The sequence below is a fragment of the Kitasatospora sp. NPDC059462 genome, assembly GCF_042749955.1.
Classification (GTDB): domain Bacteria; phylum Actinomycetota; class Actinomycetes; order Streptomycetales; family Streptomycetaceae; genus Kitasatospora.
In genome coordinates this window covers 1-11,860 of the sequence record NZ_JBHYUU010000218.1, presented here as the reverse complement: position 1 = coordinate 11,860, position 11,860 = coordinate 1, and the positions used below count along the sequence as shown (strand labels likewise).

The 11,860-nt window shown below is 75.8% G+C and carries 10 protein-coding genes and 1 pseudogene; 6 read left to right on the top strand and 5 right to left on the bottom strand.

All coding sequences use genetic code 11. The features are described from left to right. Positions 1-150: 150 nt before the first annotated feature. Positions 151-417 (bottom strand): GlsB/YeaQ/YmgE family stress response membrane protein, encoded by a 267-nt coding sequence (locus ACFXAM_RS33865; RefSeq protein WP_380297158.1) that lies wholly within the window; start codon positions 415-417, stop codon positions 151-153. 165 nt (positions 418-582) lie between these two features. Between ACFXAM_RS33865 and ACFXAM_RS33860 the strand changes: the two genes are divergently transcribed. Then, positions 583-1,839 carry a glycosyltransferase gene (locus tag ACFXAM_RS33860; RefSeq protein WP_380297157.1) on the top strand — a complete coding sequence of 419 codons (1,257 nt, stop codon included), beginning with the start codon at positions 583-585 and terminating at the stop codon, positions 1,837-1,839. After that, positions 1,836-2,842 (top strand): annotated as a pseudogene (bla, locus tag ACFXAM_RS33855) (class A beta-lactamase). Before ACFXAM_RS33860 ends, bla begins: the two are co-directional and overlap by 4 nt. On the opposite strand, the gene ACFXAM_RS33850 reads toward bla, so the two are convergent. The 4 genes from ACFXAM_RS33850 to ACFXAM_RS33835 all read right to left on the bottom strand — a co-directional run bounded on the left by ACFXAM_RS33850 (position 2,823) and on the right by ACFXAM_RS33835 (position 6,837). Next, on the bottom strand, positions 2,823-3,380 hold the full coding sequence (locus tag ACFXAM_RS33850; protein ID WP_380297155.1) for an NUDIX hydrolase: 558 nt from the start codon (positions 3,378-3,380) through the stop codon (positions 2,823-2,825). The pseudogene bla and the gene ACFXAM_RS33850 sit on opposite strands and share 20 nt — an antisense overlap. A 95-nt stretch (positions 3,381-3,475) precedes the next feature. Beyond that, complete coding sequence (locus ACFXAM_RS33845; RefSeq protein ID WP_380297153.1) at positions 3,476-4,501, bottom strand: TIGR03842 family LLM class F420-dependent oxidoreductase; 1,026 nt, start codon at positions 4,499-4,501, stop codon at positions 3,476-3,478. A gap of 49 nt (positions 4,502-4,550) precedes the next feature. After that, entirely contained in the window at positions 4,551-5,978 is a 1,428-nt protein-coding gene (gene hydA, locus ACFXAM_RS33840) for a dihydropyrimidinase (protein WP_380297151.1), read from the bottom strand. Between the two features lie 16 nt (positions 5,979-5,994). Continuing rightward, positions 5,995-6,837, bottom strand: a complete 843-nt coding sequence (locus ACFXAM_RS33835) for a nitrilase-related carbon-nitrogen hydrolase (RefSeq protein ID WP_380297150.1) — start codon at positions 6,835-6,837, stop codon at positions 5,995-5,997. 393 nt (positions 6,838-7,230) lie between these two features. Here ACFXAM_RS33835 and ACFXAM_RS33830 point away from each other — a divergent pair, with 393 nt between their 5' ends. From ACFXAM_RS33830 to ACFXAM_RS33815, 4 genes are all read left to right on the top strand, one after another. Continuing rightward, the gene (locus ACFXAM_RS33830) at positions 7,231-10,461 is read left to right on the top strand and encodes a hypothetical protein (RefSeq protein WP_380297149.1); all 3,231 of its coding nucleotides are present in this window, start codon (positions 7,231-7,233) and stop codon (positions 10,459-10,461) included. A 60-nt stretch (positions 10,462-10,521) separates the two neighbouring features. Beyond that, a complete protein-coding gene (locus tag ACFXAM_RS33825; protein WP_350561156.1) occupies positions 10,522-10,602 on the top strand; it encodes a putative leader peptide in 81 nt (26 codons plus the stop codon). Between the two features lie 215 nt (positions 10,603-10,817). Further along, positions 10,818-11,354 carry a cysteine dioxygenase gene (locus tag ACFXAM_RS33820; RefSeq protein WP_380297147.1) on the top strand — a complete coding sequence of 179 codons (537 nt, stop codon included), beginning with the start codon at positions 10,818-10,820 and terminating at the stop codon, positions 11,352-11,354. Beyond that, positions 11,348-11,734: a rhodanese-like domain-containing protein gene (locus tag ACFXAM_RS33815; protein ID WP_380297145.1), complete on the top strand. Its 387-nt coding sequence runs from the start codon at positions 11,348-11,350 to the stop codon at positions 11,732-11,734. The genes ACFXAM_RS33820 and ACFXAM_RS33815 overlap by 7 nt, the downstream gene beginning before the upstream one ends. Positions 11,735-11,860: the final 126 nt, after the last annotated feature.

Sequence of the window (11,860 nt, the reverse complement as noted above, 5' to 3'; positions counted from 1 at the left end):
AATCGGCACGCCCTCCCGCCCACCCGGTTGGGCTGGGACTCCCGGCACACCACCCCCGCGGGCGGCGCGACCGCGGGGGACGCAGCCGGGCCGGTCGCGCACCCCGCGCGACCGGCCCGGCCCCGAATCCGTCCCCGTTCCTCCCCCGGCTCAGCTCCGGGAGTGCCCGAACACGAGCCGGTAGAGGATCAGCAGCACCAGGGCCCCGCCGATCGCGGCCCCCCAGGTCGCCAGGTCGAAGAACTGGGCCGTCACCGGGCGGTCCAGGACCTTCGCGGAGATCCAGCCGCCGACGAACGAACCGGCGATGCCGATCAGGGTGGTCACCACCAGGCCGCCCGGGTCCCGGCCCGGCAGCAGCAGTTTGGCCAGGGCTCCGGCCACCAGACCCAGCACGATCCATGCGACGAAGCTCATCCGTGTCCTCCCGCCCTTCGCACCGTACGGCGGCCCCGTGCGCGCCGTACTGCCTGCAAGGACGCCGCACCACCGGCCGGCGGTTCCCGCCCCCGCCGCCTCCGCTGCGGAACGGTCGGCGCGGCGCCCTTTCCGCGCTCCCGACTGCCCCGCGATACTGCGGCCATGCGCATCCTGATCGCCACCGCCGGCTCCCGGGGCGACGTCGCCCCCTTCACCGGACTCGGCGCCCGCCTGAGCGCGGCCGGCCATCAGGTGGCCCTCGCCGCCCACACCGCGTTCGCCGACTCCGTGCGCGCCGCCGGTCTGGAGTTCCGCCCGCTGCCCGTCGACCCGCGCACCGAACTCGCCTCCGCCCGCGGTCAGCAGCTGCTGCGCACCGGGACCGGCCCGCTCGGCCTCGTCCGACTGGCCCGGATGGCAAGCTCGTTCCTGCCCGCCCTCGGTTCCGGCATCGCCGCCGCGGCCGAACCGGGCGCCGACCTCCTGCTCACCACCAGCACCACGGCCCACCTGGGCGAGGTGGTCGCCGAGGCGGCCGGCATCCCCAGCATCACCCTCAGCCTCCAACCCCTCCTCGCCACCCGCGCGTTCGCCCCGCCCGTCATCGGTGCCCGCTCGCTCGGGGGCCCCGGCAACCTGCTCGCCGGCCGGGCCGTCCAGGCCGCCGCCGACCGCTTCGCCGCCCCGGCGGTCCGCGCACTGCGGCGCCAACTCGGCCTGCCCTCGCGCCCGGCGGCCCGCGACCTCGGCAACCACCCGGTGCTGAACGGCTATTCGCGTCACGTCGTCCCGCGCCCCGCCGACTGGCGCCCGGCCCACGAGGTCGCCGGCTATTGGTGGCCGCACCCCGACCCCGGCTGGCGGCCACCGCAACGCCTCCTCGACTTCCTGGCCGCCGGACCGCCGCCCGTCTACCTCGGCTTCGGCAGCCTCGTCGTCCCCGACCCCGAACGCCTCAGCGCCACCCTCCTCGCCGCCGTCCGCACCGCCCGGGTCCGCGCCGTCGTCCAGTCCGGCTGGAGCGGCCTCGCCGCACCCGACGGCGCCGACGACGTCCTCACCATCGGCGACACCCCGCACGACTGGCTCTTCCCCCGCACCGCCGTCACCGTCCACCACGCGGGCGCCGGCACCACCGCGGCGACCCTCCGCGCCGGCACCCCCACGGTGCCCGTCCCCGCCCAACTCGACGCCCCCTTCTGGTCCGACCGCCTCACCCGCCTCGGCACCTCCCCCGGGCCGGTCCCCCTCGCCCGGCTCACCGCACCCCGGCTCGCCGCCGCCATCCGCCGGGCCCTCGACGACCCCCGCCACCGCACCCGCGCCCGGTTCCTCGCCGACGCCCTGGCGGAGGAGGACGGCGCCGCCGAGGTCCTCACCCGCATCACCCGCGTCGCCGCACGGCACGGGCAGCGGTGAACCGCGGCCGGCGCCGGTTCCTCGGCGGGGCCGCCGCGACCGCCCTCGCGGCCGCCCTCCCCACCGGGGGCCGGGCCTTCGCGCGGGACACGGGCTCAGCCCCGGCCCCGGGCTCAGCCCCGGACACGGGCTCAGCCCCGGACACGGGCGAACGCGGCCTCGCCGGCCGGCTGCGGGCGCTGGAGCAGGCGCACGGGGCGCGGCTGGGCGTCCTCGCCCACGACACGGCCACCGGCCGGACACTGGCGTACCGCGCGGACGAACCGTTCCCGATGTGCTCGACGTTCAAGACCCTCGCCGTCGCCGCGGTCCTGCGGGACCTCGACCACGACGGCACCTTCCTCGCCGAACGGCTCCACTACACGGAACGGGACGTCACGCAGGCGGGTCACGCACCGGTCACCGGCCTGCCCGCGAACCTCGAAGGCGGCCTGACCGTCGAGGAGTTGTGCGCCGCTGCCCTCACGCACAGCGACAACGCCGCCGCCAACCTGCTGTTGCGCGCGCTCGGCGGCCCGACGGCGGTCACCCGCTTCTGCCGCTCCCTCGGGGACCGGGTGACCCGCCTGGACCGCTGGGAGCCCGCACTGAACTCCGCGGAACCCGGCCGGATCACCGACACCACCAGCCCGCGCGCCATCGCCCGCGACTACGCCCGTCTCACTCTCGGGAACGCCCTCGACCCCGCCGACCGCCGCCGCCTGACCGGCTGGCTGCTGCACAACACGACGGGCGCCCACCGCCTGCGCGCCGGCCTGCCCGCGGACTGGACCGTCGCGGAGAAGACCGGCACCGGGGACTACGGCACCACCAACGACGTCGGCCTCACCGCACCCCCCGGCCGCCCCCCCCGATCACCATCGCGCTCCTCTCCACCCGACACGCCCCCGCCGCCCCGCCCGACGAGCCCCTGCTCGCCGCAACCGCCGCCCTGCTCGCCTCCGCACTCGCCCGGCCCCCGGGGCCGGGGACGGCCGGCCGGGTCAACGGCCCCCGCGGGTGAGGCGCCAGGGCCCCAGGTAGAAGGAGAGCGCCGCGTGCGACGGGCCGTCGGGCACCCCGCCGCCGAGCAGCAGCCCGACCACCTCGGCCTGCGGCAGCCACTCCACCCGGGCCGCCTCGGCGACGTCCTGCGGTTCGCCGACGCGGGTGCAGCCCGTGACGTGGTAGCTCCGGAAGCGGGCGTCGCCGAGGCCGGGCATGGCGTCGTACTCGGTCATCGGCTCGACCTTCCCGGGCCGCCAACCGGTCTCCTCCTCCACCTCGCGGGCGATGGCGGCGGCCGGCTCCTCCCCGGGATCGGCCCAGCCCGCCGGGACCTCCCAGCCCCACCGGCCGGTGATGAAGCGGTGTCGGTGGATCAGCAGGAAGCGCCCGTCCTCGTCGGTGACGACCGCCGTGGTGGAGGCCCGGGGCATGCGGACGACGTGGTGCTCGCCGCGGCCGGCGCCGGGAACGTCCACGTCGTCGAGCCACAACTCGACCCAGGGCGAGCCGTACAGCTGCCGACGACCGTGGACCTGCCGTTCCGGTCGCTCCACCGAGCCCTCCTCGCACGTGTGCCTGCCGCTGCCCCGACTCTCCCACGTGTCCGCCGTGGTGGGCGAGCGGTCGCGGTCCACGCGGGGGCGGGGGCTCAGGTGTCGGCGGACAGGTGGGGGATGACCGAGGTGCCGTAGGCGTCGATGGTGGGTTCGACGGCGTCGTGCATGGCGTAGACGGCGAACTGGTCGACGCCGAGGGCGCGGAGCTGGTCGAGGCGGGCGAGGTGGGTGGCGGTGGGGCCGATGATGCAGAAGCGGTCGACGATCTCGTCGGGGACGAAGGCGGTGTCGGGGTTCCCGGCGCGGCCGTGGTGGCTGTAGTCGTAGCCCTGGCGGTCCTTGATGTAGGCGGTGAGGGCGTCGGGGACGAGCCCGGAGTGCTCGCCGTAGTGGCGCACCAGGTCGGCGACGTGGTTGCCGACCATGCCGCCGAACCAGCGGCACTGTTCGCGGGCGTGGGCGAGGGCGGCCGGGGAGTCGTCGGCGGTGACGTAGGCGGGGGCGGCGACGCAGACGGTGAGCGCGTCGGGGTCGCGGCCGGCCTCGGCGGCGGCGCGGCGGACCGCCTTGACCATGTACTCGGTGAGGAAGGGGTCGGCGAGCTGGAGGATGAAGCCGTCGGCCTGACGGCCGGTCAGGGCGAGCGCCTTGGGGCCGTAGGCGCCCATCCAGACCGGCAGGGTGGCGCCCTCGCCGACCCAGGGCAGGTGCAGCTCGGTGCCGTCGACCTCGGCGGTGCGGCCCTCCGCCAGTTCCTTGATGGCGTGCATGGCGTGGGAGAGCCGCTCCAGGGTGGCGGGCTGCCGGCCCGCGACGCGCATGGCGGAGTCGCCGCGCCCGATGCCGCAGACGGTGCGGTTGCCGTACATGTCGTTGAGGGTGGCGAACAGGGAGGCGGTGACCTCCCAGGTGCGGGTGGAGGGGTTGGTGACCATGGGGCCGACGGTGAGGGTGCTGGTCCCGGCGAGGATGCGGCTGTAGATGACGAAGGGCTCCTGCCACAGCACGCAGGAGTCGAAGGTCCAGCCGTGGCTGAAGCCGGCCCGCTCGGCGCGGACCATGCGCTCGACGAGCAGGCGGGCGGGCGGGTCGGTCTGCAGCACGAGGCCGATGTCCATGGTGGGCTCCGGGAGTCGGGACGGGGAGGCGGGTGGGACGGGGGCGGGCTCAGCCGAGGTACTGGCAGGTGTCGCGGCGCAGGAAGGTGCCGTGGCCGGCCCGGCCGAGCCAGGTGCCGCGGTCGAGGACGACGGTGCCCCGGGAGAGCACGGTGCGGGCCCGGCCGGTGAGGGTGCGTCCCTCGTACGCCGAGTAGTCGACGTTCATGTGGTGGGTGGCGGCGGAGACGGTCTGCACGGCGGTGGGGTCGTAGACGACCACGTCGGCGTCGGCGCCGGGGGCGAGGGTGCCCTTGCGCGGGTGCAGGCCGAACATCCGGGCCGGGGTGGTGCAGGCGAGTTCGATCCAGCGGCGGCGGCCCAGGCGCCCGTCGACGACGGCCTGGTGGAGCAGGTCCATCCGGTTCTCCACGCCGGGCAGGCCGTTGGGGATCTTCGAGAAGTCGCCGCGGCCGAGTTCCTTCTGGCCGGTGAAGCAGAACGGGCAGTGGTCGGTGGAGACCACCTGGAGGTCGTTGGTGCGCAGGCCCCGCCAGAGTGCCGCCTGGTGCTCGCGGGGGCGCAGCGGGGTGCTGCACACGTACTTGGCGCCCTCGAAGCCGTCGTCGCCCTCCGCGGCGAGGTCGTCGGTGGACAGGAAGAGGTACTGCGGACAGGTCTCGCCGAAGACGGGGTGGCCGTCGTCGCGGGCGCGGGCGAGTTCGGCGAGGGCGGAGGCGGCGGAGACGTGGACGACGTAGAGCGGGCTGCCGGCGACCTGGGCGAGCCTGATCGCCCGGTGGGTGGCCTCGGCCTCCAGCAGTTCGCGGCGGACCTCGCCGTGGTACCGGGGCGCGGTGCGGCCGGCGGCGAGGGCCTGTTCGACGAGGACGTCGATGGCGATGCCGTTCTCGGCGTGCATCATGATCATCCCGCCGTTGGCGGCGGCGCGCTGCATGGCGCGCAGGATGCGTCCGTCGTCGCTGTAGAACACCCCGGGGTAGGCCATGAACAGCTTGAAGGAGGTGGACTCGCCGGAGTCGACGAGGGTGTCCATCTCCTTGAGGACGGCATCGGTGACGTCGGAGACGATGGTGTGGAAGGCGTAGTCGATCGCGCAGTTGCCCTCGGCCTTGGCGTGCCAGGCGTCCAGTCCCTCGCGCAGGCTGCCGCCGACGGGCTGGACGGCGAAGTCGACGATGGTGGTGGTGCCGCCCCAGGCGGCGGCGCGGGTGCCGGTCTCGAAGGTGTCGGAGGCGTGGGTGCCGCCGAACGGCAGCTCCATGTGGGTGTGGACGTCGACGCCGCCCGGGAGGACGTAGTGGCCGGTCGCGTCGATGACGGTGCCGGCGCTCCAGGAGAGGGCGGCGTCGCTGCCGGTGGCGGCGAGGGCGGCGATCCGCTCGCCCTCGATGAGGACGTCGGCGTGCAGTTCCTCGGTGGCGGTGATGACGAGGCCGCCGCGCACGGCGGTGCGGCGGGATGCGCTGCTGGTCACAGGGGGGTCGCCTCCGTCAGGCCTCGGTCAGCGGGCCGTAGGCCTCGGGGCGGCGGTCGCGGTAGAACGCCCACTGCCGGCGGACCTCCTCGATCTGCCCGAGGTCGAGGTCGCGGACGACGAGTTCCTCCTCCTTGTCGGAGGCGACGTCGCCGACGAACCGGCCGCGCGGGTCGACGAAGTAGGAGGTGCCGTAGAAGTCGTTGTCGCCGTACTCCTCGGTGCCGACGCGGTTGATCGCGGCCACGTAGTAGGCGTTGGCGACGGCGGCGGCCGGCTGTTCGAGCTGCCAGAGGTAGGCGGAGAGGCTGCGGCTGGTCGCGGAGGGGTTGTAGACGATCTGCGCGCCGGCCAGGCCCAGGGCGCGCCAGCCCTCGGGGAAGTGCCGGTCGTAGCAGATGTAGACGCCGACCTTGCCGACGGCGGTGTCGAAGACCGGCCAGCCGAGGTTGCCGGGCTTGAAGTAGTACTTCTCCCAGAAGCCCTTGACCTGCGGGATGTGGTGCTTGCGGTACTTGCCGAGGTAGCTGCCGTCGGCGTCGATCACGGCGGCGGTGTTGTAGTAGACGCCGGGCTGTTCCTCCTCGTAGACCGGGACGACGAGGACGAGGCCGAGCTCGCGGGCGAGGTCGCGCATCCGGCGCACGGTGGGGCCGTCGGGGACGGCCTCGGCCCAGCGGTAGTGCTCGGGCTCCTGGACCTGGCAGAAGTAGGGGGCGTTGAAGACCTCCTGGAAGCCGAGGATCTTCGCGCCCCGGGCGGCGGCCTCGCGGGCGTACCGCTCGTGGAGGGCGATCATGCTCTCCTGGTCGCCGGTCCAGCGGGTCTGGACGAGGGCGGCACGGACGATCTGCGACATGGGTACCTCCGCAACTCCGCGGCCCGTCCGGGGGCGGGCCCGCGGTCCGAGGGTCGGCGGGCGGTGCTGCCTGCGGTGGATGTCTCCGAGCGGTCCGCGCATGGTCCGCCGGTGCGGCCGGTGCGCGGTCTACGTGCGTAGAGGGTGGGTGCCTCGACCGTAGGCCCGGCCTCGGTCGCCTGACAATACGTCGGACGCGATGCGCCCGGGGCGATCCTGGTGCGCTGACACGCGGGGCCCCGCAGGCGGGATGAATTGATGGGATGAAACGGTCATCTACCCCGGGACCGCCCTTCTTACTCATTCGGGTGAATCCAGGAGCGGAACCGCGTGGTGCGGGGCAGGAAGCCGGTGACACGACGTGGCTGTGGCGGTCGAGGGGGAGGTGGCCGGATGGGGACGGCCGAGGGGGCCGCGGAGCCGGTGCGGGTGCCGGCCTGGGGCGGGGTGCTGCTCGGGCTCGGGGTGCCGCTGCCGGCGGTGCTCGGGTGGCTGCTGTTCGTCCGCCGGACGCCCGCCGGCCAGGGCACCCTGGACGTCCGGCTCCAGCTGGCCGGCTCGCGGGCCGCCGCCGAGGCCGTGCTCGCCGGGCGGGCCCCGGCCTTCCGCGCCTCGCTGGCGGCCGACCTGTGGCTGATCGGCGGCCTCGCGGTCACCCTGGCGGCGGCCGGGCTGCTCGGGGGCTACGTGTTCACCCGGGCGCACTGGCGGCGGACGGCGCTGGTCGCGGGCCTGGCCGGCGTGCTGGCCGGCTGCTGCGACCTCGCCGAGGACGTCCTGCTGGACGCCGGTCTCGGCCCCGCCGGCCCGGGACCGGCGGGCGGGGACGCGCCGTTCGCCGCGGCGGCCGCGTTCGCCACCGTCAAATGGCTGCTGCTGCCGCCCGCGGGCGCGGTCGCGGTCGTCGTCTGCACCGCCACCGTCCACCGGGCGGTGCGGGCGCTGCTGCCCCGGCCGGCGGAGGAGGCGGGCGGCGACGGCGGGGCGGGACCGGCGCTGATCCCGCCGTGGCCGGTGGCGACCGCGCGGGGCGGGCGGTGGCCGCCCGGCCCCCGGGCCCACGGGCCGCTCGCCCGGCACGCCCGCTGGCGCAACGCCGCCCGGGTGCCGCCCGGCCGCGAGCACGCCCGGCTCGGCTTCTGCGTCTCCGGCGGCGGCATCCGCTCGGCCTGCGTCACCCTCGGCGCGCTGCAGGCGCTGCGCCCCTGGCTGCAGCAGGCCCGCTACCTGGTCGCCGTCTCCGGCGGCGGGTACACCGTCGGCGCGATGCAGCTGGCGCTGAGCGACTCCGCGCCGGGCGGTCCGGTCCGGGCCCGCTCCGGGCTGAGCGCCGAGACCGTGCTCGAACCGGGCTCGCCCGAGGAGGACCACCTGCGCCGCCACTCCAAGTACCTGGCGGACGGCGCGGGCGAGTGGTTGGTGGCGCTCGGCACCCTGCTGCGCGGGCTGGTCGCGGCGCTCTCCCTGCTGCTCGCCGCCGTCCTGGTGCTGGGCCTGGGGCTGAGCCGCTGCTACCACCTCGTCCCGCTCGCCGACCTGGACGGCCCGCCCTCGGTGCGCTCCCCCGCCCTGTTCGCCCTCGCCGGGCTGCTGGCGGCCGCCGTCACCGGGTGGCTGCTGTGGCTGCTCACCTTCTCCTGGCTCGGCTGGAACACGCTGCTGCCCCGCGTCCTGCGCCGCTTCTCGCACGGCGCGCTGGCGCTGGCCGCGCTGACCGCCCTCGGGGTGCTGGCCGTCCCCGGCCTGGCGTGGGGCGCGGTCGCGCTGCAGCGGGCGCTCGCGGTCGGCGCCCGGCAGACCGGCGCCGGCATCAGCCTCACCGTGCTGCTCAGCTACCTGGCGCTGCTGCTGGGCATCCTGTGGCACGGGCGGCACGCCATCGAGCAGGGCGCCGCCGTGCTCGGCGGGGTGCTGCGCGGGGTGCGGCACGGCGCCGGGGTGCGGCGTCCCGGTGGCCTCACCGGGCGGATCACCGAGTACCTGGTGCTCTGGTCGGCGCTGACCGCGCTCACCTCGGGCACGCTGCTGACCTTCGGCTGGGCGGTGGCGACCGGGCACGCCTGGCCGGGCGCGGTCCAGGTGCTGCTGCCGCTGGTGCTGGTCACGGTGGGGCTCAACCTCGACCAGACCTGGATGGGCCTGCACCCCTTCTACCGGCGCCGGCTCGCCTCGGCCTTCGCCGTCCGCCGGGTCGTCGAGGGCGGGGACGGGGACGGCGGCGGGGCCGGCGGCGGCGGGGGCAGCGGTGAGGCGGCCGGCGGGGACGGGTCCGGGGAGGTGCTGGCCCGGCCGTACCACTTCTTCCGCGAGCAGACCCGGCTCAGCCACTACGGCGCCCGGCGGCCGGACTTCCCGCAGGTGATCTTCGCGGCGGCGGCGAACCTCTCCGGCAGCGCGCGCACGCCACCCGGGCGGCGGGCGGTGTCGTTCACCTTCTCCCACGACTACGTGGGCGGGCCGGACGTCGGGTACGCGCGCACCGACCTGCTGGAGCGGCGCACCCGGCGGCACATCGCGCGGGACCTCACCGTGCAGTCCGCGATGGCCGTCTCCGGTGCGGCGTTCTCCTCCGCGATGGGCCGCCGTTCCCGTGCCTACCAGGGGCTGTTCGCGGTGACCAACGCCCGGCTGGGCACCTGGCTGCCCAATCCGGCGGCGCTCGCCCCGCTCTGGGCCGCCGAGCGGGACTGGCGCTACGCGCCGCAGCCGGCCGTCCGGCGGCTCTCCTACCAGCTGCGGGAGGCCTGCGGGCGGTACCCGATGGACGCGCGGTTCCTGCTCACCACCGACGGCGGGCACTACGAGAACCTCGGTCTGGTCGAACTGCTGCGGCACGGCGTACGGACGGCCGTGTGCATCGACGCGAGCGGCGACTCCGCCTTCGCGGGCGCGCTCGCGGCGGCGATCACCCTGGCGCGGGAGGAGCTGGGCATCGCCATCACGCTGCGCGAGCCGGAGCTGCTGGTCCCGGGCAGTGCCGGGGGCGGCGGCTCCGGCGGGAGCGGGCCCGGCGGAAGCGGCCGGCCGCCGTTGCGCGGTCTGGCGGCGCGGCTGGCCGAACGGCTCTCCGCCCGGGCGGTGGTGGTCGGGGACATCGTGTACCCGTGGCCGTTGGAGCTCGGGGAGGCCGACGATCCGCCGGGGTCGGCCCGGCACGGCACGCTGATCGTCGCCCAGGCCGTCCTCACCCCGGGCATGCCGTACGAGCTGCACGCGTACGCGGCGGCGGATCCGGCCTTCCCCAACGACGGGGCCGGCGACCAGTGGTTCGACCACCGGCAGTTTGACGCCTACCAGACGCTCGGCCGGTACCTGGGCGAGCAGGCCGCACCGGCGGTCGCGGCGGCGCTGGCGAACCCGGGGGAGGTCCCGGCGGAGGTCCCACCGCAAACACCGGAACCCGCGGAACCGGGAGGAGCGGGGCAGCCGGGAGGAGCGGCGGAACCGGAAGGAGCGGGGGAGCCGGCGGAACCGGCCGTGGTCCCCCCGGACCCCAAGTCCAACGGCCGGCGCCCGGGCCGGACGGGAACCGTCCCCGCGCCCGGGCGCGCGCCCGGCGCGGAACGCGGGGCCACCGCGCCCGACCAGGGGCGCAACGGGCAGGGGCCCGACGGACGGGCGTGACGGGCAGGTGTGCCGGTGTGCGCTTGACTCCTACCGCTTCCGTCAGGAAGGATCCGGCTCATGGACACCGGCACCACTCTGGTCTGCCGCCTGCACGTCGACCTCCGACGCCAGGCGAGTTCCATCTGTGCCTGTTGTTGATCTCCCCCTCCCCCGCCGGCCCCGCCCTGTGACGCCCCCCAGGGTTCGCGCCGGACAGCCACACCCGTCTTCCTGACGCGCCTTCGCGCCGCGTTCGCCCCGCGCGAGCGCGCCGTCCGCCGACGCCCGACCGGCGCGGTGGTGCGGTCCCGTGCGGTCCGGCGCGTACGCCCCCACGCTCCCGTTCCCCTCCGCCTTCTTCCGAGGACACCCACATGAGCCTGGACCTCGCCTTCGACACCCCCGCCCCCGGAGCACCCGCCCCCGGCACGCCCGCCCCGGCCGGGGACACCCGCGCACCGCTCACCCCGAACACCCTGCGGACGATCGTCCGCGAGCTGGCCGAACAGCCCGACCAGTGGATCCACCACGTACGGCTCTCCACCGAGGAGCGCTGGTACCGGCGGCTGGCCGCCGACGAGGACCACGAGGTCTGGCTGATCAGCTGGCTGCCGGGCCAGTCCACCGGCTTCCACGACCACGGCGGCTCGCGCGGCGCGTTCACCGTGGCGCTGGGCGAGCTGGAGGAACTCTCGCTGGGCGGCCCCGAACAGGGCCTGCTGATCCGGCGGGTGCAGTCCGGCACCGTCCGCGCGTTCGGCCCGGAGTACGTGCACGACGTCCGCAACACCGCGTCCGGCCCGGCCGTGACGCTGCACGCCTACTCGCCGCCGCTGAGCTCGATGGCGCACTACGAACTGCGGGCCGGCGGTCTGGTCCGCACCTCCGAGGAAGGACCCGACCAGTGGTGACCACGATCGACGACCTGCTCGCCCGCTCCCGCGAGGGCGTCCGGCGGCCCGGCGCCGAGGAGGCGCACCGCGCCCAGCGCGACGGCGCCCTGCTGGTGGACATCCGCCCGGCGGCGCAGCGCGCGGCCGAGGGGGAGATCCCCGACGCGCTGATCATCGAGCGCAACGTCCTGGAGTGGCGGCTGGACCCGGCGGGGAGCCACCGGATCCCCGAGGCCACCGGGTACGACCTGGAGGTGATCCTGGTCTGCTCGGAGGGGTACGCGTCGAGCCTGGCGGCGGCGTCGCTGCGTGAGCTGGGACTGCACCGGGCGACCGACCTGGACGGCGGCTTCGTCGGCTGGGCGGCGGCCGGGCTGCCGACCCGTCAGGGCGGCTGACCGGGCCCTGCCGTGAACCCGGCCGGGGGGGGGGGGCGGGGGGGGCGGCGCCCCCCGCCGCGGCCGCCCCCGGGGGGGGATAAAGGGACGGTGTGAGTATAAACCAAGAAACGGCCCGCCGCCCCC